The 20,431-nt window shown below is 65.5% G+C and carries 25 protein-coding genes; 7 read left to right on the top strand and 18 right to left on the bottom strand.

All coding sequences use genetic code 11. The features are described from left to right. Window position 1: 1 nt before the first annotated feature. Genes G566_RS0105725 through G566_RS13650 form a run of 7 tightly spaced genes read right to left on the bottom strand, consistent with a single transcriptional unit; the run spans window position 2 to window position 5,693 of the window. Window positions 2-724 carry an SDR family NAD(P)-dependent oxidoreductase gene (locus tag G566_RS0105725; RefSeq protein WP_029131306.1) on the bottom strand — a complete coding sequence of 241 codons (723 nt, stop codon included), beginning with the start codon at window positions 722-724 and terminating at the stop codon, window positions 2-4. Further along, the gene (locus G566_RS13655; protein ID WP_022679717.1) at window positions 721-1,167 is read right to left on the bottom strand and encodes a PaaI family thioesterase; all 447 of its coding nucleotides are present in this window, start codon (window positions 1,165-1,167) and stop codon (window positions 721-723) included. Before G566_RS13655 ends, G566_RS0105725 begins: the two co-directional genes overlap by 4 nt. After that, entirely contained in the window at window positions 1,164-1,637 is a 474-nt protein-coding gene (locus tag G566_RS0105715; protein WP_022679716.1) for a MarR family winged helix-turn-helix transcriptional regulator, read from the bottom strand. Before G566_RS0105715 ends, G566_RS13655 begins: the two co-directional genes overlap by 4 nt. 30 nt (window positions 1,638-1,667) lie before the next feature. Next, complete coding sequence (locus G566_RS0105710; RefSeq protein ID WP_022679715.1) at window positions 1,668-2,573, bottom strand: dienelactone hydrolase family protein; 906 nt, start codon at window positions 2,571-2,573, stop codon at window positions 1,668-1,670. Next, window positions 2,570-4,159, bottom strand: a complete 1,590-nt coding sequence (locus G566_RS15780; protein WP_022679714.1) for an NTP transferase domain-containing protein — start codon at window positions 4,157-4,159, stop codon at window positions 2,570-2,572. Before G566_RS15780 ends, G566_RS0105710 begins: the two co-directional genes overlap by 4 nt. Next, window positions 4,135-5,106, bottom strand: coding sequence for an XdhC family protein (locus G566_RS0105700; protein ID WP_051135953.1), 972 nt, complete (start codon window positions 5,104-5,106; stop codon window positions 4,135-4,137). Before G566_RS0105700 ends, G566_RS15780 begins: the two co-directional genes overlap by 25 nt. Continuing rightward, complete coding sequence (locus G566_RS13650) at window positions 5,073-5,693, bottom strand: SRPBCC family protein (protein WP_022679712.1); 621 nt, start codon at window positions 5,691-5,693, stop codon at window positions 5,073-5,075. The genes G566_RS0105700 and G566_RS13650 overlap by 34 nt, the downstream gene beginning before the upstream one ends. Window positions 5,694-5,876: 183 nt before the next feature. Here G566_RS13650 and G566_RS0105690 point away from each other — a divergent pair, with 183 nt between their 5' ends. Further along, the gene (locus G566_RS0105690; RefSeq protein WP_022679711.1) at window positions 5,877-6,437 is read left to right on the top strand and encodes a cold-shock protein; all 561 of its coding nucleotides are present in this window, start codon (window positions 5,877-5,879) and stop codon (window positions 6,435-6,437) included. Next, window positions 6,437-6,892, top strand: coding sequence for a DUF192 domain-containing protein (locus G566_RS0105685; RefSeq protein WP_022679710.1), 456 nt, complete (start codon window positions 6,437-6,439; stop codon window positions 6,890-6,892). The genes G566_RS0105690 and G566_RS0105685 overlap by 1 nt, the downstream gene beginning before the upstream one ends. A gap of 18 nt (window positions 6,893-6,910) precedes the next feature. On the opposite strand, the gene G566_RS0105680 is transcribed toward G566_RS0105685, so the two are convergent. Both G566_RS0105680 and infA read right to left on the bottom strand, forming a co-directional pair. After that, entirely contained in the window at window positions 6,911-7,243 is a 333-nt protein-coding gene (locus tag G566_RS0105680; protein WP_156874436.1) for a hypothetical protein, read from the bottom strand. A 125-nt stretch (window positions 7,244-7,368) separates the two neighbouring features. Further along, on the bottom strand, window positions 7,369-7,629 hold the full coding sequence (infA, locus tag G566_RS0105675) for a translation initiation factor IF-1 (protein ID WP_017668801.1): 261 nt from the start codon (window positions 7,627-7,629) through the stop codon (window positions 7,369-7,371). A gap of 181 nt (window positions 7,630-7,810) precedes the next feature. On the opposite strand from infA, the gene G566_RS0105670 reads away from it, so the two are divergent. Continuing rightward, complete coding sequence (locus tag G566_RS0105670) at window positions 7,811-8,920, top strand: S-(hydroxymethyl)glutathione dehydrogenase/class III alcohol dehydrogenase (protein WP_022679708.1); 1,110 nt, start codon at window positions 7,811-7,813, stop codon at window positions 8,918-8,920. Beyond that, a complete protein-coding gene (gene fghA / locus G566_RS0105665; RefSeq protein ID WP_022679707.1) occupies window positions 8,920-9,747 on the top strand; it encodes an S-formylglutathione hydrolase in 828 nt (275 codons plus the stop codon). The genes G566_RS0105670 and fghA overlap by 1 nt, the downstream gene beginning before the upstream one ends. Here fghA and G566_RS13645 read toward each other — a convergent pair. Together G566_RS13645 and G566_RS13640 are read right to left on the bottom strand one after the other, a co-directional pair. Next, window positions 9,744-11,411 carry a thiamine pyrophosphate-binding protein gene (locus G566_RS13645; protein WP_022679706.1) on the bottom strand — a complete coding sequence of 556 codons (1,668 nt, stop codon included), beginning with the start codon at window positions 11,409-11,411 and terminating at the stop codon, window positions 9,744-9,746. The genes fghA and G566_RS13645 overlap by 4 nt on opposite strands. Beyond that, entirely contained in the window at window positions 11,408-12,850 is a 1,443-nt protein-coding gene (locus tag G566_RS13640) for a DUF1254 domain-containing protein (protein WP_022679705.1), read from the bottom strand. The genes G566_RS13645 and G566_RS13640 overlap by 4 nt, the downstream gene beginning before the upstream one ends. Window positions 12,851-12,943: 93 nt before the next feature. Between G566_RS13640 and G566_RS0105650 the strand changes: the two genes are divergently transcribed. Together G566_RS0105650 and G566_RS0105645 are read left to right on the top strand one after the other, a co-directional pair. Next, window positions 12,944-14,119, top strand: coding sequence for an acetyl-CoA C-acetyltransferase (locus G566_RS0105650; protein WP_022679704.1), 1,176 nt, complete (start codon window positions 12,944-12,946; stop codon window positions 14,117-14,119). 1 nt (window position 14,120) lies between these two features. After that, a complete protein-coding gene (locus tag G566_RS0105645; protein WP_022679703.1) occupies window positions 14,121-15,020 on the top strand; it encodes a crotonase/enoyl-CoA hydratase family protein in 900 nt (299 codons plus the stop codon). 20 nt (window positions 15,021-15,040) lie between these two features. Here the strand turns inward: G566_RS0105645 and G566_RS0105640 are convergent, their stop codons facing one another. From G566_RS0105640 to G566_RS14695, 4 genes are all read right to left on the bottom strand, one after another. Further along, window positions 15,041-15,376, bottom strand: coding sequence for a GntR family transcriptional regulator (locus tag G566_RS0105640; RefSeq protein WP_022679702.1), 336 nt, complete (start codon window positions 15,374-15,376; stop codon window positions 15,041-15,043). 51 nt (window positions 15,377-15,427) lie between these two features. Next, window positions 15,428-15,838, bottom strand: a complete 411-nt coding sequence (locus G566_RS0105635) for a DUF1489 domain-containing protein (protein ID WP_022679701.1) — start codon at window positions 15,836-15,838, stop codon at window positions 15,428-15,430. After that, window positions 15,838-17,247, bottom strand: coding sequence for a magnesium transporter (gene mgtE, locus G566_RS0105630; RefSeq protein ID WP_022679700.1), 1,410 nt, complete (start codon window positions 17,245-17,247; stop codon window positions 15,838-15,840). The genes G566_RS0105635 and mgtE overlap by 1 nt, the downstream gene beginning before the upstream one ends. A gap of 75 nt (window positions 17,248-17,322) precedes the next feature. Then, entirely contained in the window at window positions 17,323-17,865 is a 543-nt protein-coding gene (locus tag G566_RS14695) for a hypothetical protein (protein WP_051135952.1), read from the bottom strand. Between the two features lie 106 nt (window positions 17,866-17,971). On the opposite strand from G566_RS14695, the gene G566_RS0105620 reads away from it, so the two are divergent. Next, window positions 17,972-18,337, top strand: a complete 366-nt coding sequence (locus G566_RS0105620) for a hypothetical protein (RefSeq protein WP_022679698.1) — start codon at window positions 17,972-17,974, stop codon at window positions 18,335-18,337. Here G566_RS0105620 and greA read toward each other — a convergent pair. The 3 genes from greA to queA all read right to left on the bottom strand — a co-directional run bounded on the left by greA (window position 18,334) and on the right by queA (window position 20,416). After that, window positions 18,334-18,813: a transcription elongation factor GreA gene (gene greA, locus G566_RS0105615; protein WP_022679697.1), complete on the bottom strand. Its 480-nt coding sequence runs from the start codon at window positions 18,811-18,813 to the stop codon at window positions 18,334-18,336. The two genes, G566_RS0105620 and greA, sit on opposite strands and share 4 nt — an antisense overlap. Window positions 18,814-18,896: 83 nt before the next feature. Further along, a complete protein-coding gene (locus G566_RS0105610) occupies window positions 18,897-19,238 on the bottom strand; it encodes a hypothetical protein (RefSeq protein WP_022679696.1) in 342 nt (113 codons plus the stop codon). Window positions 19,239-19,366: 128 nt separating this feature from the next. Further along, on the bottom strand, window positions 19,367-20,416 hold the full coding sequence (gene queA, locus G566_RS0105605) for a tRNA preQ1(34) S-adenosylmethionine ribosyltransferase-isomerase QueA (RefSeq protein ID WP_022679695.1): 1,050 nt from the start codon (window positions 20,414-20,416) through the stop codon (window positions 19,367-19,369). Window positions 20,417-20,431 lie beyond the last annotated feature (15 nt).

The raw sequence follows: 20,431 nt of genomic DNA, 5'->3' as shown, positions 1-20,431 counted from the left end.
TTTACCAGCGTTCGATCCAGGGTCGCAGGTCCAGCTCGTGCGTCCAGGCGGAGCGGGGCTGATGGTGCAAGCGCACATATTCAGCCGCAATGGCTTCGGGATCGAGGATGCCGTCCTCGCTCTTCAGGGCATAGCGGTCGGGGAAATTGCTGCGGATGAATTCGGTGTCGATGGCGCCATCGATGATCGGGTGCACGACATGGATGCCCTTGGGCCCCAGTTCCCGCGCCATTGCCTGCGCCAGGCTCCTGAGCGCGAACTTGCCGCCGGAAAAGCCGGCAAAGCCCGCCGAGCCGCGCAGAGAGGCAGTGGCCCCGGTGAAGATGATCGTGCCCCGCCCGCGCGGCACCATGCGGCGGGCAGCCTCGCGGGCGGTGATGAAGCCGGCCAGTGCACACATTTCCCAGATCTTGCGGTAACGCCGCACGGTTTCATCGAGGATGCCCATGGGAGAGTTGGCACCGATGTTGAACACCAGCACCTCCACCGGGCCAATCTTGCGTTCGACCCGGTCGAACAGGCCGATCATCGCCTCTTCATCGCGGGCGTCGGCACCGATTGGCAGGCAGCGCCCGCCTTCATCGGCAATGCGCGCCGCCAACGGAGCGAGGCCATCGCCCGTGCGCCGCACCGGCACCGCCACCAGACCATCGCGGGCAAAGGCCGCCGCCACCGCGCCGCCAGTGGCATCGCCGGCACCAATCACCACCGCCGCGCCGCTCATGCGCCAGTACTCATGATCATGCAGGTGGCGATGCCGGTGGCCAGCAATTTGCCGTTTGCGTCCACCAATGTGCCACGCGCCGTCGCCAGCCGGCGCCCGCGTGACACCACTTCGCCACGCGCGGTTACCCGGCCGGTGGCGGGCGTGATGGCCCGCACGAAGCTGACATGCAGATCGGTGGTGACGTAGCTCTCATCGGCGGAAAGCGTGGTGTGGACCGCGCAGCTCATCGCGCTGTCGAGCAGGGTGGCCGCAAAGCCGCCGTGGACGATGCCGATGGGATTGCCGTGCTGGCTGCCGGGGATGGCGTGCATGATCATCGTGCCCTCGCCAGCCTCGCCGCCATCCATCGCCATCAGCGCGCCCATGCCGTTGCCGCCCCTGCCGGCAGCGAGCGCGCGCATTTGGGTGAGGCCGTCGGTTTTCTGTGCAACTGCAGTCATTCTGTGATCTCCAGACGTTCGTAGCTTTCATCCAGCAGGAAGCGCAGCGCCGCCAGCCTGCCGCCGCCCAGGCGCTGTTCCATCACATCCTGCGCGGCCTGCCAGCCTGCTTGCGCGGCGGCGCGGCGTTGGTGGCCGGCATCGGTGAGCCACACAAGGCGCCCGCGCCGGTCCTCCGGGTCGATCTCGATGCGCAGCAGGCCATCACTGGCCAGGGGTTTCACCAGGCGCGAAACGGTCGACGCATCAGCCGCCAGTCGCTCCGCAAGCGCGCCGATCGCAAGTCCGCGCCGGCGCGACAGGCAGGCGAGCAGGCCGAACTGGCCAATGGTCAATCCGTGAAGGTTGAGCGCGTCATCATAGATCTTGCTGACTTGCCGCGACAGCCGCCGCACCTTGGCCGCTGTGCACAATGCCGCCGGACCGGGCGGCAGTGCGGAGGCAGGCGACTCGGGTGGGCTTATGCTCATGCCCGCAGAATAAGATGCAATTGCAGATAATCAACCGCCGGATTTCAGCAGTGCCAGCGTGCGCTGCCAGGCCAGATCGGCAGCTGCCTTGTCATAGCGGGCGGGTGAGGTGTCGTTGTTGAAGGCGTGATTGACGCCCGGATAGGTATGGGCTTCGAACCGGACCCCGGCCGCGGTGAGTGCGGCCTGCCAGGCCGGGCCCATGGCGTTGATCCGCTCATCCAGGCCAGCATAGTGCAGCATCAGCCGCGCCTTCACCCGTGTCGCACCGGTCACATCCTGCGGCGCCGCGCCATAATAAGCCGCGCCGGCACGCAAGGCCGGGCCGGCTGCCACCGCCAGCGCGTTGACCATGCCGCCGCCCCAGCAGAAGCCCACCGCACCCGGCACACCCTTGCCTGGGGAACTTGCAGCCAGCCATTTCAGCGTGGCAACGCCATCGGCCACCGTTTGCTGGCGATCGAGCGCACCGATCATGGTGCGCGCTTTGTCCTCGGCGCTGATTGTGCCGTCACCCAGCGTTGGCGTGCCGCCGTTTGGCGCCAGGAAATCAGCGGCCAGCGCCACTAGGCCTTCGGCGGCAAGGCGGCGGGCAACATCGCGGATATGATCGTTAAGCCCGCGGTTCTCGTGAATGACGAGCACGCGCGGCGCCGCGGCCGCGCCCTTGGCCGGTTGGGCGAGGTATCCCAACATTTCCCGGCCAGCCCCAACGGAAAAGCGCACATCGCCCACCTTGATGCGCGCATCATCAGCCGCCACCAGGGGCGCCGCATCGGCGCGCGCCGCAATCAGGCCGAGCAGGGCGTTGGCCGCCGCTGTGCCACCGGCCAGCCGCGCCATTTGCGCGACCATATCCCGCCGGCTGAGGTCGCCCACATGGGTGAAGCGATCATAAAGCGCGATCATCGCCTGGGTCGGTTGCGTCTCGGTCATCCTGCTTCTCCTGCGGCCAATTCCGCCAGTGCGGTGGGGGTGTCGATATCGACAAGGCACGCGGCCGATGGTGCCGCGACTTCTGTGACGGTGAAATCGGCCATGGCCGCCTTGCCGCCGTTGTCGCCGGTCAGGGCCATCAGGCGGGTAAAGGCGGCGCGTGGCCAGCGCACCGGGTGGCCGCGACGGCCGTCCCACAGCGGCACCACCAGCTCTCCCGGCGTGGCCGCCAGCGCGGCAATCAGCGCGGGTTCCACGGCAGGCATGTCGCCCAGGCAAATCAGTGCTGCATCCCAATCGGCAGGCACGGCTGTGATGCCGGCCGCCAGGCTGCGACCCATGCCTTCGGCCCAGTCGGGCGCCGTTACGAACTGCACATCGTGCCCGGCCAGCGCGGTGCGCACCGCTGCTTCATAATGGCCCAGCACCACGATCGGCGGTGGCAGCCCGGCGGCGGCGATCGCATCCACAGCGTGCGCCACCAAGGGCTTGCCGCGCCAGGGTGCCAGCAATTTGTGGCCGGCACCAAAGCGGCTGGAGCGGCCGGCGGCGAGCAGTATTGCGCCAACCCGGCCCGGCGCGCTGGCCACCGCGCGCGGTTCCGGCCGTTCGGCTTCGGGCAGCAGGCCGCCGTCACCCATGGCGGCGATCGTCTCGGCTGTAACGGCCAAGCCGGCCGCGAGGCGTTCCAGCACCAGATCGAGGCCGTTGCGCTTGGGGCTCTTGGCGCAACCGGGCAGGCCGATCACCGGGCGGCCAGCCAGCGTGCCCAGCACCAGCAGATTGCCGGGATCGACCGGCATGCCCAGCCGTTCTACCGTGCCGCCTGTCGCAATAATGGCCTGTGGGATCACGTCACCGCGATCGACCGTGGCCGATGCGCCGGCGACCAAAAGAAGATCGGCGCTGCATCCGGCCAGCTGGGAGGCCAGCGCAGCCTTGTCGTGCGGGCAGGGCGGCAGCATCTCCATCCAGCTGCCCAGGGCCGAGATCCGTGCGGCCGTCACCCGCTCCAGCTTGGCGAGGGCCTTGGCGCTGGTGCCGGGCAGGGTGGTGGCAATCAGCGCGACGGACAGGGGCCGGAAGGCCGCCACCATCAGCGGACGCGCGGCGGCGATGGCGGCGCCCAGCGCGTCGCCGGTGACAGCGTAATTGATCGTCTTGATGGTGGCGACGATGGTACCTGCCGCCACCCGCGTGCCGGTGGGCAGCGTGGCGAGGGTGAGTGCTTCATCGACAGCATTGACCGCAGCCACCATGCCGGGCGGGGCAGTGAACAGGCCAGCGGCGGTGGCGGCAAGATTGACGCGGCCGTGCACCGGCGCCAACGACGCCAACCCCGGCCCGGCCAGTGCTGCGGCCAGCGCAGCAGCGGCGTCATCCTCGGCTACGTCGCCGGGCTCCAGCCGGGCAACGACCAATTCGATAACGCCTGCCGCAGCGGCATCGGCGAGATCGGCAGCGTCCAGAACATGGCCCTTGGGCAGGCGGCGCTGGCCGATCTGCTGCCCGTGCGCCAGCAAGGCCCCTTCGGCCTGTGCCAGCGGAACCGGCCCGAACTTCATGGCGTGAGCGCGTTTCTCCATGCCGCAGTCATCTGCGCGGCGATGGAGAGCGCAATTTCGGCGGGGCCGGTGGCGCCGATGGCAAGGCCGGCCGGGCCATGGATACGGGCCAGATCATCCGGGCCAAAGCCTTGCGCCGCCAGCCGTTCCAGCCGTCCGGCGTGATTCTTCCGGCTGCCCAGTGCGGCGATATAGTAAGCCGGTGATCGCAGCGCTGCGGCCAGCGCCACATCATCGATCTTGGGATCATGGGTAAGCGCGACCACGGCAGACGCCGGGTTGAGCACGGCTTCCAGCGCCTCGTCGGGCCAGCGGCGATCAAGATCGAGCCCGGCAAAGCGCGCATCGGCGGCAAATAACCCGCGTGGATCGATCACCGTTGGCACCACGCCCAGCCCGTCGGCCAACGGCACCAGCGCCTGCGCGATGTGCACGGCGCCGATGATGAACAGCCGGCGCGGGGGCGGATAGCGGCGCACGAACGGGCCGACTTCTCCGGCAACGGCGCGCCCTGTGGCAGGATCGCTGCTGATCGTTGCCATCTGCCCGGCAGCCGTCGCGGCCAGTACATCGGCTACCAAGGCCGGAGGCAGGGCATCGGCGGCCAGGCGCTGCACCAGGATCGAAATCCGCCCGCCGCAGGCCAGGCCGGCCGTCCACGCCACCGTGTCGGCCACACCATAATCCAGCACGGCGTGTCCAGCCTGCGCGGATATCATGTCTTGCGCCGCCAGGATCACATCGGCTTCGACACAGCCGCCGGAAACGCTGCCTTCGAACAGGCCATCGGCGCGGATGGCAAGATGGCTGCCTTCGCGGCGCGGGGCTGATCCCCAGGTCGTGATGACGGTGGCAATCGCCACGCCATGGCCAGCCTGAATCCACCCCAGCGCAGTAGCCAGGGTGGTCAGATCCTCGTCGCGGCCAACGCCCGTCACATCGTCATTCCGGATCCCACGCCGGACCATTGCCAGAGCAGGAAAAGCAGCGTGACGAGGATGAGACCGGTGGCCCAGGCCAAGGGTGACAGACCACCGGCGCCAGGTTCCGCTTCGGCGGCTGCCGCCTGATCGGACGCGGCCGCCAGCGCCACGATGTCGACAGGCGGTGCTTCTACTTCGGCCTTCAGTTTGGCGAAGAAACCTTCAGCATATTGCTTTGCCGCACCTTCCACCAGCCGGGCGCCGAGCTGGGCCAGCTTGCCGCCCACCTGGGCCTTCACCACATAATCCAGTTGCGTCTTGGCCGGGCTCAATTCGGTGAGCACGACATCGGCGCTGCCCTTGGCAAAGCCGGCGACTCCGCCCTTGCCTTCACCCACCAGGCGATAGCGCTCGGGCGCAACGATATCTTCCAGCCGCACAGTGCCGGCGAAGCGTGCACGCACCGGGCCCACCTTGGCTTGCATGACGCCATCGAAAACTGGCGTATCTGCTTCAGTGCGAGTCAAACTCTCCACGCCATCGATGCAGCGGGCCAGCACATCGGGATTATTCAGCGCCGCCCACAAAATATGGCGCGGGCTGGCGATTTCCACCGATCCTGCAAGGTCCATAAACTCTCTTTCCAGTTCAAGGCGGTGGCGGTGCGGTCGTGCCCTTTCGATGCCAGTTTCACATGACAAGTCAATCATGAGCGGAAAAGCATTATTGCGATTTAAAAACTATCCGTTAATAATCTGTCTATGTATGGTGTGCTGCGGGGTGTGTATCGTGCGTTGTAGGGTCTGGGGGTTTTGATGAAGGGCGCCGAAGAAGCGACGCAGCTTGCCGCTGATGAAGTCATCGTGCGTGGCACGATGAAGTGGTTCGATCCGGTCCGCGGCTATGGATTCATGGTGCCATCGGCGGGCGACGGTGCGGATGTGCTGGTGCATTTCAGCCTGGTGCGCGAACTGGGTCGTCGCACCTTGCCGGAAGGCGCCACGCTTACCTGCATTGTGGTCGCGCGGGATCGCGGCCGCCAGGCGCGGCGCATCACCGATCTCGATCTCACCACTGCCGTGGGTCCGGATCCGGAAACCGCCGCCGCCCGCGCGGCCGATCGCGTCAATCCGCAGGCCATGCTGGCCGCCGCCGGACCGTTCGGACCGGCGCTGGTGAAGTGGTTCAACCGGCTGAAAGGCTATGGTTTCGTGGTGCGGCCGGGCTCCACCGAGGACATTTTCATCCACATGGAAACCGTGCGCCGGGCCGGGCTGGGTGAATTGCAGCCGGGGCAAGCCCTGGAAGTGCGGGTGGCACCTGGGCACAAGGGGCCATTGGCGGTTGCGGCACAACCGGCTAATACGCCGGAGTGATGAACTCCATACGCTCCGCCGCCTTCCTGTTCAGTCTTGCCGCGCTGGTGCCATTGGCACCGGCAGGCGCTGCGACTTGCCCCAACAGCGGCTTGCGCATCGTCCCTGTGGCGTTTCAAACGGCCAAGGGTCGGTTCGTCTTCAAGGTCGAAGTGGCGGCAACGGCCGAAGAACAGGCTTGCGGTATGATGTTCCGCGATCGCATGGCGCCGGGCACTGGCATGGCCTTCCCGATGCGGCCCCCCCGCGCCACCGGGTTCTGGATGGAAAATACGCCGCTGCCGCTGGACATCATTTATGTCTCTGCGGCTGGGCGGGTGCTGAACGTGCGGCGTGGCCAGCCTTATTCGCGCGAGGTGCTCAATTCCGCCGGGGTCACGGCTGACGTGATCGAACTGGCGGCGGGTGAAGCAGAACGGATCGGGTTGAAGCCGGGCGATCGCGTGCGTCGGTAATCAGGGTAATCGGGCTGATCAGCGGGCGTCTGGGTCGAGCAGGCGCTGCCACCAGCTTTGCGCCTTCACCTGGGTGCCGCGGTGCATTTCCATCTGCCAGTGCGGCAGGCTGCTCGGCTCGACTTCGCGGCCCTGATTGTCCACCACCAGGATGGCGATATTGCCGGCCGGGTCGCGCCGAGCCGCCAGTGAATGGCTGCCACCATCAAGCACGAATTCATGACTGCCATCGGCCATCAGATCGAGCAGGGAGGACGGCGTGGCCATCCAGCCCGGGCCAACGATGCGATCGAGCACCGCACCTGTCGGGGTGGCAACAGCCTTTAACGCAGAAACAATGTACCGAGCCATAAACCACCGTAACACACAAATGTTGCAATGCGACATCTATGTCGTGGTTTTGGTTAATTGGAAAGACAGTCGCTAGCAACGGCCGGTTCAGCGATGACCCGGCCGGCCTTTGCAATATCAAGTTGTCAGCGGCGGAAGAAACGCCGCTGGTTCATCGGCATCGGTGTGGTCTTCTCACGGAACACGATGCGGCCCTTATCCAGGTCATAGGGCGTCATTTCCACATGCACGCGGTCGCCCACGATGGAACGGATGCGGTTCTTGCGCATCTTGCCGGCGGTGTAGGCGATGATTTCGTGCTCGTTTTCCAGCTTCACGCGGAAACGCCCGTCGGGCAGGATTTCGGTGATTTCACCTTCGATCCGGATGATTTCCTCTTTCGGCATGTTAAGCCTGAATCCTGCTGGCAAAGTGCATGAATGATCCTGTGTTGAGCGCGCCTGCTGTGGCATCCCACGGCGACGGCCCTGCCCCATGGCCTGAACACATCAAAAATGCAAGCCTGCCACCTTGGCAAACCGGGACTTTGGCGGCAGGTGTGGCCTGCATTCATCAGGGGATATTGTCATGAAAAGCCGCGCCGCCGTCGCTTTCGCGCCCAACCTGCCGCTCGAAATCGTCGAGGTTGACCTGGAAGGCCCGAAGGCCGGCGAAGTGTTGGTGGAAATCATGGCCACCGGCATCTGCCATACCGATGCCTACACGCTGGAAGGCAAGGACAGCGAGGGCATATTCCCGTCGATCCTGGGCCATGAAGGCGCCGGCATCGTGCGCGAGGTTGGTGCCGGGGTGAGCAGCGTGGCACCGGGCGATCACGTGATCCCGCTCTACACGCCGGAATGCCGCCAGTGCAAAAGCTGCCTTTCCGGCAAGACCAACCTGTGCACCGCCATCCGCGCCACGCAAGGCAAGGGGCTGATGCCCGATGGCACGACGCGCTTCAGCTACAAGGGTCAGCCGATCTTTCACTACATGGGCTGCTCGACCTTTTCGAACTTCACCGTGCTGCCGGAAATCGCCGTGGCGAAAATCCGCACCGACGCGCCGTTCGACAAGGCCTGCTACATCGGTTGCGGTGTCACCACGGGCGTGGGCGCGGTGGTGAAGACCGCAAAGGTGGAACCCGGTGCGCGCTGCATCGTCTTTGGCCTCGGCGGTATCGGCCTCAACGTGATCCAGGGCCTGAAGCTGGTGGGCGCTGATCAGATCGTGGGCGTGGACATCAACCCGGACCGCGAGGGCTGGGGCCGCCAGTTCGGCATGACCGATTTCGTGAATCCGAAGGACGTGACAGGCGATCTCGTTGCCCATCTCGTGGCGCTCACCGAGGGCGGCGCAGATTACACCTTCGATTGCACCGGCAACACCGACGTGATGCGCACCGCGCTGGAAGCCTGCCACCGCGGTTGGGGCGAGAGCATCATTATCGGCGTTGCCGAAGCCGGCAAGGAAATCGCCACCCGCCCGTTCCAGCTGGTGACCGGCCGGGTGTGGAAGGGCAGCGCCTTTGGCGGCGCCAAGGGGCGAACGGACGTGCCGAAAATCGTCGATTGGTACATGAACGGCAAGATCGCCATCGATCCGATGATCACCCACGTGCTGGACCTTGAAGACATCAACAAGGCGTTCGATCTGATGCATTCAGGGGAAAGCATCCGTAGCGTCGTGGTGTTCTGATGGAAACGCTGTCCCGCGCGGCCTGCCATGGTGGCGTGCAGAGCTTCCACAGCCACCAGAGCAACAGCACCGGCACGGCGATGCGCTTTGGCGTGTTCGTGCCGCCGGGAAATGGCCCGTTCCCGGTGCTGTGGTGCCTTGCCGGACTGACCTGCACCGAAGAGACGTTTGCCATCAAGGCCGGCGCCCAGCGTCTTGCGGCGGAACTGGGCCTGATGCTGGTGACGCCCGATACAAGTCCGCGCGGCGAAGGTGTGGCCGATGATACGGCGTGGGACATGGGGCAGGCGGCGAGCTTCTATCTTGATGCCACTGCCGAGCCCTGGGCTGCGCATTTCCGGATGCGGACGTGGCTGATCGACGAACTGCCTCGCTTGATCGCGGCGCATTTCTCGGCCGACATGGCTCGGCAGGGCATCACTGGGCACAGTATGGGTGGCCACGGCGCGCTCACGCTGGCGTTGAAGCATCCGGGCTTGTTTCGCAGCGTGTCAGCCTTGGCGCCGATCGTGGCGCCAACCCAGGTGCCGTGGGGGCGCAAGGCGCTGCCGGCCTATCTGGGCGATGATCCCGCGGCGCACGCGGCGCATGATGCCTGCGCGCTGATCGATGGCGGCGCACGCGTGGAGGAATTGCTCGTCGATCAGGGCGAGGCAGACGCCTTCCTGGCCGAGCAATTGCAGCCCGAACGGCTGGAAGTCGCCTGTGCCCGCGCCAGCATCCCGCTGACGCTTCGCCGCCATGCCGGATACGACCATGGCTATTGGTTCGTGCAGAGCTTCGTCGCTGATCACCTGCGCTGGCACGCGGCGCGATTGACCGCTTAAGGTGCTCTGGCGACGGGCACTTCAATCAAGGTCGGCGCATCGCTGGCCAGCGCGGCCTTGAATGCCTCGATCAGCGCCGGAATGCTTTCCACCCGCACGCCCTGCACGCCGTGGGCCGTCGCCAGCGCCATGAAATCGATGGGCGGGTCTTCCAGGTCCATCGCCACGAATATGCCTTCGCGGGCGCTGTGATCGCCGATGGCGCGGGTGCGCTGCTTGAGGATACGGTAGCTTGAATTGTTGAACACGATGGTGACGACCGGCAGCTTGTAGTGCGCGCAGGTCCATAGCGCGGCCGCGGAATACATCAGGCTGCCATCGCCGGTGAGCGCCACCACCGGCCGGCCGGGGTTGGCCAGCTGAATGGCGGCGGCCTGGGGCAGCGCCACGCCAATGCCGCCGCCGCGCATGCCGAACCAGGAGTCGGGCCGGGTGGCGGGCAGCAATTGGCGCACCGTGTTCATGCCGGAGGACAGCAATTCCTCGATGATGATGGCGTCAACCGGCATCGCTTCGCCCAGCCGTTTCAGGACGGCCATCGGGTCTATCGGGCTGGCATCAATCGCGGCTTCGGCCTTGGCGAACAGCGCGGCCTTGGTTTCGGCAATCTTTGCTTCAACGCCGGCCCGGCGAGACGCGCCGCTGCCCTGAACCAGCGCGGTCAATTCGGGCAGCGTTGCCTTCGGGCAGCCCTGAATGGCGGCAGTGGCGGCGAAATTCTTGCCGATCTGCCACGGCTCGTCATCCAGATGCACAACCTTGGTGCCGGGCGCGAGCGCCTCCACCCCGGTGGCCTGGCTCTGGGTGAGCAGGTCTGCGCCGATGCTGATCAGCAGATCATGGTTCTGCATCACGTTGCGCAGTGCCGGTGTCATTCGCGGCACGGTGCCGGCATAGAGCGGATGGTTGCTTGGGAAGGCGGCGCGGTTGGCCATGCCCTCCATGTAGACCGGTGCGCCCACGGCTTCGGCAAAGGCGACGATCTCGGCAAAGGCGTCGCGGTTGGCCACGCAGTCACCGCCAAAGATTACCGGGGTTTCGGCCTGGCTGATCAGCGCGGCGGCCTTGGCGATCTCGTTCGCGTCACCGCGGATGCCGGCACCGATACGGGTCGGCTCGCCGATGTCGAGGCCTTCCGGTGCCATGGCGGTCAGCACGTCGCCGGGAATGGAGAGGAACACCGGGCCGGTCGGCGCCGTAAGTGCCACTTTGGCCGCCCGGCGAACGGCACGCGGCAACTCCTCGATACTGTTCACCTCGAACGACCATTTGCACAGCGGGCGCGCCATGGTGGCCAGATCGTCCCAGAGCAACGGCTCGGTCAGGCGGATGCTCATGTCCTGCTGGCCGGCAGTCACCAGCACCGGCGCACCGGCCTTGGCGGCGTTGTACAGCATGCCCATGGCATTCCCCAGGCCCGGCGCGGCGTGCAGGTTGCACACGGCCAGCTTGCCAGTAGCCTGGGCCCAGCCATCGGCCATGCCCATCACCACCACCTCGTTGAGGCCGAGCACATAACGCAGCCGATCTTCGACCACGAAGGCATCGAGCAGTGGCAACTCGGTCGTACCGGGGTTGCCAAAGATGATCTCCACACCCTCCGAATGCAGGATATCGAGGAACAGGTGCTTGCCGGCCCGCGGCGCAGCCACTTGATTGCTCACGGGATCATCTCGCCTTCGGTCACAGGTGACAGCCGCACACTGCCATCAAGCAACGGCGCGCCGGGCAGATAGGCGCGGAACATCAGCACGAACTTGCCCTTGGGCGCCGGCAGCCAGTTCACCACCCGCTCGCCCGACGGTTTGCCGTGTTGCACGAACAACTCAATGCTGCCGTCGCGTTCCGGGCGCAAATGCTGGGATCGGTCGCCCACGGCGAAGCGATTGAGCTCGTTCGGCACGAAGAACAGCCGGCCATCGGGCGCCTGTTCGTACATGGTCAGCGACCAGAAAGCGCCCACCGGGAGATTGCCCGGTATTTTCACCCGCCAGCTCTTCGCGCCGTTCAGCGGGCGGCCTTCGCCATCCTTGGTGGCTGAAACATAGATCGCCTCGATGCGGGGCAGTGCGGCGAGACCGCCCAGCGCGACGCGGGCGCGCAGATCATCATCCTCGCCATAGAGCGCCATGTTGAACGGCGGATAGACCCAGCCATCGACGCCGTCGCCCGCGGTGAGTCCGCCGCGCAGTTCGTGGATCAGTGCCGGCAGGCTGTCGTTCCACAGCTTCTGCTGTTCTGGCGCCAGTGTTTCCCAGCTCTTGCCCAGGCCCTGATCGGCAAATTGCGCGGCGCGGTTGACGAGCAGAGTGTCGCCGGAGCGCTCGATGGCGGCATTGACGGTGGCGAGAAACGCCTTGCCATTGGGCTTTGCCGGCACCTTCAGATCGAGCGGCGTGTCGCCGGCCACGGCCGAGAGCGTATAACGGGTGAGGCCATCGGCAGCGGCGGCCAGATCCTCCTCGCCATTCACCACCACGCGTACCAAGAGCCAGGCATCGTTGGACTGGGAGCGCACCATTTCGACCCCGGCAGGCAGATCGCCGCGCCAATTGGGGCCAACAATGGCATAGCGGCCGCCAGTGGCACCCACCGTGCGTGTGCCGAGGACGGCGATCACATCACTCGTGATGCTCATCAGCGCGGCCGAATGATAGCGCTTCAGCGCCGGGATCGAGAAGAACACCGGGCCCTGTGACAGGTCGAGCCAGGCCGAGCCATAAAGCGTGTCGTTGTTGGGCGTCGTCACCTCGCGGGTGGTGGCATCGGCCAAGGTCAACCGCGGGACAATGGCGTTGATGCCGGTTCCCATGCCGGCGGCGGACATGCGAGCCACCTGCGCCTGCCTGGTACGCAGCATTTCATAGGGTGCAAAGCCGAAGCGGAAAGCGCGGCGCAGGGCCTGGATTTCCGGTGTGTCGGGCAGCGGATCCGGGATCACATTTGCCGGCGCGGCGGGCTTGGCCGCAGGCTTTGCGGGCGCAGGTTTGGCAACCGGCTTGGCCGGTGCAGCCTTTTTTGCCGGCGCACGTGTCGGCGCGGCAGCCCCCGGCTGGGCCAGCAGGGCCAGTGCGACGGCGACGATTCCCCAATGGTGGCGCATTCGCCTCTCCCTGATCATTTCGTCCGTCAATGCCCAAGGGGGTGAGCGGCGTAAAGTGCGGTGTTGCGAATCTCTCGATCAGGAGTGGGAAGAATGAGCGAAGCCTATATCGTTGCCGCCCAGCGCACCGCCGGTGGCCGCCGTGGTGGCCTGCTGCGCGATTGGCATCCGGCTGATCTTGCCGGCAAGGTGCTGGATGCGCTGGTCGACAAGACCGGGGTTGATCCGGCCCTGATCGAAGATGTGATCATGGGCTGCGTGGGCCAGGGTGGCCAGCAAAGCACCAACGTGGCGCGCAATGCCGTGCTGAGTTCAAAGCTGCCGGAATCGGTGCCGGGCACCAGCGTCGACCGCCAGTGCGGCTCCAGCCAGCAGGCCATCCATTTTGCTGCCGCCACGGTGATGAGCGGCCAGATGGACGTGGTGATTGCCGCCGGCGTTGAATCGATGACCCGCGTGCCGATGGGCATGACCGTGGCGCTGCCCGCCAAGGCCGGCATGGGCATGCCCTATGGCGATGCCATGGCCGCGCGCTACCCCGGCATCCAGTTCAGCCAGTTCACCGGCGCCGAAATGATCGCCGCCAAATATGGGCTGACCAAGGACATGCTCGACGAATTTGGCTATGAAAGCCAGGTGCGCGGCGCCCGTGCGGCCAAATCGGGCGCGTTCGATGCCGAAATCGTGCCGATCAACGTGACGACGCATGATGGCGCGCCGCACGTCCATACCCAGGATGAAGGCATCCGCTTTGATGCCAGCCTGGAAGGCGTGAAGGGCGTCAAACTGATCAACCCGGAAGGCGGCCGGCTGACGGCGGCGACCAGCAGCCAGATCTGCGACGGCGCATCGGGCGTGCTGATTGTCAACGAACGCGGGCTGAAGGCGCTGGGCGTCAAGCCGCTGGCCCGCATCCACACTATGACGGTGGTTGGCGAAGACCCGGTGATCATGCTGGAAGCGCCCATCGGCGCCACCAAGAAGGCGCTGCAGCGCGCCGGCATGAGCATCAGCGATATTGATCTTTATGAGGTGAACGAGGCCTTTGCTTCGATCCCGATGGCCTGGCTGCAGGTGCTGGAAGCCGATCACGCCCGACTGAACGTCAATGGCGGCGCGATTGCGCTGGGGCACCCGCTCGGCGCGTCGGGCACCAAGCTGATGACGACGCTGGTGCACGCCCTGCACGCCCGCGGCAAGCGCTGGGGCCTGCAGACCATGTGCGAAGGCGGCGGCTTGGCCAACGTCACCATCATCGAGGCGCTTTGACATGACCTATACCCAGATCGCCCTCGATATCGACGGTCCCATCGCCACCATCACGCTCGACCGTCCGGAGAAACTGAACGCCTTCACTGGCGTGATGATGACCGAAATCATCGCCGCGTTCGATGAGACCGATGCCAATGATCAGGTGAAGGCCGTCATCGTCACCGGCCGTGGTCGTGCCTTCTGCGCCGGGGCCGATCTCAGTGCCGGCGCTGCCACCTTCGATTATGAAAAACTGGGCGGCGCCCGCAGCGCCAATCCGATGCAGGACGATGGCAGCATCGACTGGACGCACCCGGCCACTCGCGACGGCGGCGGCCAGATGACGATGCGCATCTTCCGCAGCCTCAAACCCGTGATCGCCGCCGTGAACGGGCCGGCAGTGGGCATCGGCGTCACCATGCAATTGGCGATGGACATGCGGCTGGCCAGCGACACCGCGCGTTTCGGTTTCGTCTTTGCCCGGCGCGGTATCGTGCCGGAAGCCGGATCAAGCTGGTTCCTGTCCAAGCTTGTTGGCCTGCCGCAGGCGCTGGAATGGTGCATGACCGGCCGCGTGTTTGATGCGGCTGAAGCGCTGAAGGGCGGCCTCGTCCGTTCCACCCACGCGCCCGATGATCTGCTGCCCGCCGCTCGCGCGCTGGCGCTGGAGATCGCCGAGAACACGGCACCGGTTTCCATCGCGCTTACCCGGCAGATGCTGTGGCGCATGGCCGGCGCCGCCAGCCCGTGGGACGCGCATCGGCTGGATTCAAAGATGGTCTACATGCGCGGCCGCTCGGGCGATGCCAAGGAAGGCGTGGTCAGCTTCCTCGAAAAGCGCCCGCCGGCCTATCCGGACACGGTGAGCCAGCACATGCCGGAAAACGTGTTTCCGTGGTGGCCAGAAGAAAAGTGGTGATGGAAGGCTGGTAAGCGCGCTTAAGCCTGTTCGAGCAGGTCCGTCACGTCCAGCCCAAGCTGGGCGATGCGGGCCTGCACGCGCGGCCATTCTTCGGTCAGGAACTGGTGGCGTTCCTGGGTGAGCAGATTGTTCAGCGCACCATCGGCGGCAAACAGGCCAACGCCCTTGCGTGCCCGTACCAATCCGGTGACTTGCAGATCCTGATAGGCCTTGGCGACAGTGAGCGGGTTCACGCCGGCTTCCGCCGCCAGAGCGCGCACCGACGGCAACATGGCGCCATCACCCAGCGTAAGGATGCGATCGATGATCAAATCGCGGATCTGGCGGTAGATTGGACGATCGGTGGCAAACATGCACTGTTGTATGCCGCCAGCACAGCCAAAGGTCAAGGCTGTGTTAAAGGCCTATAGCAGCCACAGCGATTGCAGTTCCCGCACCATGCCGGCTGGCAGGGCTTCCACGCCGTCGCCAGGGCCGCCATCGAAATCGGTTGGCGCATCGGCTGCCTCCAGATAGCGCCAGCCCTGGTGGGCACGGCACGGGCGCGGCTGCACCGGCACCGGGCCTGGCTGCAGTTCGATGGCGCATTTCGGTCCCCAATCGGTGCTGGCCATGGCGATGGACAGGATGGTTTGCCGCGCCACCAGCCGGTGCCCGATGATCCAGAAGATTGACCCGCCGATCAGTTCTTCGGCGCGTTTCGGCATGAAGCGGGTGTGGGCACCGGCACGGCCCGCGCCCCACCAATGCGCCTGCCGCGCCGCCAACGTCTCGATATCGGGGCAGCCGGCGGCCACTTTCGTAAGATGCAGCATCAGCCGAGGTACTGGACGCCCACCAGCGTGGCGAGGCCGAGGAAGGCGAAGAAACCCATTGAATCGGTGATCATCGTCACAAACACGGAAGATGCAACCGCCGGGTCAGCCTCCAGCCGATCGAGGGTGAGCGGCACCATCACGCCGGCAAGCCCTGCAACAACGATGTTGAACAACATTGCCGCGGCGATCACCAGACCAAGGTTGGTGTTGCCCAGCACCAACACAACGCCCAGCCCCATCAGCACGGCCAGCGTCAAACCATTGAGGCAGGCCACGCGGATTTCCCGCCAGATGGTGCGGCGCGTGTTGCTGTCGGTCAGTTGATTGGTGGCAAGCGCGCGCACCGTCACCGCCATTGTCTGGTTGCCGGCATTGCCGCCCACGCTGGCGACGATCGGCGACAGCGCCGCCAGCGCCACCAGTGCTTCGATGCTGGCCGAAAACGCCCCGATCACGCTGGCCGATACCAGCCCGGTGATCAGATTGGCGACCAGCCAGCGTGAACGGGTGCGATAGGTGCTGAAAACCGGCTCGTTGATGTCCCCATCGCCGGCGCCCGACAGTTTCAGCACGTCCTCGCCAGCTTCGGCCTGGATAATGTGCACCACGTCGTCGACGGTGATGACGCCCACCAGTTTGCCCGCATCGTCCACGACAGCGGCGGAAATCAGCGCATATTTCTGGAAGATCAGCGCCACTTCTTCCTGGTCCATGGTAACCGGGATCAGCGTCTGCTCCCGCTTCATCACATCGCCGACCATCAGATCCGGCGGGGCGGTGAGCAGCCAGGACAGCCGCATGGTGCCGATGGGGCGGCCGACGATATCGACGACGAAGATTTCCCAGAAGTCTGTGGCCGGATCGATGCTGGCGCGGATGCGATCGATCACACCGCCCACGCTCATCGTTTCGGTCACCGCCACCAGGTCGCGCTGCATCAGTCGGCCGGCGGATTCCTCCGGGTAATTCAGGGCGGCTTCGATGTCGGCACGGTCTTCCGGGGCCAGCGCGCGCAGAACCTCGCGCTGTTCGTCGGCTTCCAGATCCTCGATAACGGCCACGGCGTCGTCGGTATCGAGCTGGGTGACGACCTCGGCCACTTCGCCGGGCGACAGCGCGTCCAGCACGTCCTCGCGCACATAATCATCAAGTTCGGCGATGACTTCGGCATTGAGCAGATCGCCCAGCGCGTCGGCCAGCGGCACGCGGGCATCTGCGGGAATGGCGGCAAACAGATCGGCGACGTCGGCTGGGTGCAGCGGGCTGACCAGCGCGCGCACCCCTTCGTCGTCGCCGCTGTCCAGGGCAGCAGCAACGTCGCTGACAAAGGCGCGGCTCAGCCGGCCCTCTTCCAGCGCATCCGGTGCCTCGTCGGCGCGCGGATCAAGACGCAGATCGTCGTTCACGGCGTCGGGTTATACGCGCCTTTGCCGGCAGCGCCAGCCCGGCACGCTGGCCTTGCAAATGCGCCGCACTATGGTTCAGTTCCGGCGCCGGCGCGCCCGCCAGGCCCGCACCGCGCGGCCCATGTGAGCCCGGCGCAGGCCGCGCCCTGCGACCAGGCGCTTGGCATCGATCTGGCTGTCGAAATTCTGCAATTGCCAGTGGTAGTAATTCACATATTCAAGCCAGCCGAGCAGGGTGAGCCCGGCGGCCGCGAGGGTGCGTGGCGGCCAGCCGCCGGTGATGACAGCGCTGGCAGCGGCCAACGTGGCGGCGGCCAGCAGCAGCAGCGATACGATTTCGGCCCGTGCGCAGAATGCGACCAATCTTGTAGCCTGCGCCGGTTTGCCGTCCAGCCCGGCCAGCACCAACAGCCAGGCCGCCGTGCCGACGACCAGCAGAAACGAACAGGCCGCCGCCCCCAGCCACATGGCCGCATCCGGCGCATCCCCGGCCGACCACACCATCGCCCAGACAATCAGCGGCACCAGCAGCACATTGCCGGCCTCCATTTTCCAGTAACTGGACAAATGCTTGCGCAGCGCGGCGCGATCTCTGCCGGCAAAGGGGGAGGGGCTCATGGGGCCTGTTTAAGCTGGAAAATGGGCCATGCCCAATCGGCCATTTGGCGCAACTGGCACCCCGCGCCCGTCTGGTGTATCCGCCGGAACCAAGGGAGGCGCATCGATGCAGGTCTGGTTGCCGATCATCATCTATGGAACGACGGTGGCGCTGGGGCTGGTGCTGGGCTGGTATTTTCTCAGCAGCAAGCGCCCGCCCAAGGCAGTGCAGGCCATCCATCTGCTGACCGGCTTTGGCGGGCTGGAAGTGGTGATGCTGGTCACGCGGATCAGCCGCGGCAACGAAGCGCTGTCCGACAATGCCGCTATCGCACTGGTGCTGCTGGGCCTTGCCGTGGTCACCGGCCTGTTTGCCGGCATCATGGCCAAGCCGCGACCCGACGTGCTGGGCCCGGCGCTGGCAGCACATGCCTTTGTGGGCGGCAGCGCTTTCCTGGTGCTGGCGAACTGGACGATGTACGCGGCCGGTTAGGCGATTGCGACGATTTCAACATCCTGGCCGGCCAGCGTCACGACATCGCCAACAGTCTTGCCCATAACGGCGCGGGCCAGTGGCGAGACATAGCTGACGCTGCCTTGGTGCGGATCGGCTTCATCATCGCCAACGATGGCATAAGTCTGGATGCGGCCATCGGCGCGTTCGAAGCTGACACTGTGGCCAAAGCTGATGCTGTCAGCGCTGGTGCGCGGCTCGACAAGCTGCGCCGAGGCGCGCCGGGCTGACCAATAGCGCAGATCACGGGTGGCGCGCGCCATGGCGGTGCGGTCGCTGCTGATCTGGTCTCCGGCTTGCGCGGCGGCATAGGCGGCCCGCGCGGCAGACAATTCAGTTTCGATCCGGGCGAGTCCGCGCGCGGTGACCAGATTGGGGTGCGCCGGGATCGGCCGGTCAGGCAGATCGGCGGCGACCGCCTCGGCGTCAGATTCCTTGGTAAAGGCAACACTCATTGCAGGGCAACTCTCATTGAGACGGGAGCATGCCACCGCCAGTGCCGAAGGCGCAAGGTTCGGCCGCGCGCTGCCCGATCAGGTTAAGGGCGGGAACCGGCGCCCAGGAAACGGAACAGTTGCTGGAACAGCGGTCGGGCCGGCCGTACCGGGGCGGGCCGAACCACGGTTTGCATGCTGTTCAGCGTCACAAGCTGGCCATCGGCCAGAGTGGCCACCAGGCATTCCGCACCGGCGGCATCGCGCATCACCACGAACCGCGCGTCGCCTTCGGGCGTGGCCATCAGGAACACGTGCTGATTGCGGCGGATATAGGCCATGATGTTGACGGCAACATCAGACCAGCCGCTGCCACCCAGCCGTTCAGCCACATAGCCATCAGTGCCGGGAAGAATTTCGACTTTGGAAACGCGATAATCAGCCATGGCGGCACCCTAGGGCTGGCAGAATCGATTCGACAATAGAAATTTGCCAATATTTAACCAAAATGAATACGGTTGCTGTCACCTGCGCGGAGCTGCGGCTTCAGCTACTCCGGTTGCCCGCGTCGTGATCAGGGCAGCAACAGGCTGCCGTCGCCATAGCTGTAGAAACGATATTCGTTCTCGATGGCATGGGCGTAGGCCTTGCGCATCATGTCCAGCCCCATCAGCGCGCTGACCAGCATGAACAGGGTCGAGCGCGGTAAGTGGAAGTTGGTGATCAGGCCGTCGATGGCCTTCCAGCGATAGCCGGGTGTGATGAAGATCGAGGTGTCGCCTGAAAAAGCCCGGATGGCACCGCCCTTGTCGGCGGCGGATTCGAGCAGGCGCAGGGAGGTGGTGCCCACGGCAATGATGCGACCACCCGTAGCCCTGGCGGCGTTGAGGCGCAGCGCGGTCTGGTCGTCGATGCTGCCCCATTCGGCGTGCATCTGGTGATCTTCGATCCTGTCGGCCTTCACCGGCAGGAAGGTGCCGGCACCCACGTGCAGCGTCACGGTCTCGCGTGAGATGCCGGCTGCGTGCAGGGCAGACCACAGGCGCGGGGTGAAATGCAGGCCGGCGGTGGGGGCGGCAACGGCGCCGTCCTTGGCGGCATGCAGCGTCTGATAATCGCTGAAATCCTGAGCATCGATGCCGCGCCGGCGGGCAATATAGGGCGGCAACGGCATTTCGCCCACGCTGTGCAACGCCGATTCCAGTGGCTGGCCGGCGGTTTCAAACTGCCAGAGCACGCCGCCCTCGTCGGCCTTCTCGATCACCTCGCCGATCAGCAGGGCGCTGCCGCCTTGGCTGAAGTCCACGCGGGTGCCCGGTTTCAGGCGGCGGGCGTTCTTGACGAAACTCCACCAGCGGTTGCCGGTTTCGCGCTTGTGCAGTGTCACACCAATGGCGGCTTCGCCCACCTTGGCGAACAATTGCGCCGGGATCACGCGGGTGTCGTTCACCACCAGCACGTCGCCAGAGCGCAGCTGGCTGGGCAGATCGGTGAAGTGGAGATCGTCCAACACACCTGCATCCCTGCCGCGTACGGTCAGCAGCCGGGCGCTGTCGCGCGGGATCACCGGTCGCAGCGCGATGCGGTCTTCGGGCAAATGGAAATCGAAATCATCAACCAGCATCGGGGGAACAGCCCT

This window comes from Sandarakinorhabdus limnophila DSM 17366 (assembly GCF_000420765.1).
Classification (GTDB): domain Bacteria; phylum Pseudomonadota; class Alphaproteobacteria; order Sphingomonadales; family Sphingomonadaceae; genus Sandarakinorhabdus; species Sandarakinorhabdus limnophila.
Note: the sequence above shows the minus strand (reverse complement) of the source record. Positions and strands in the feature narration are given on the sequence as shown.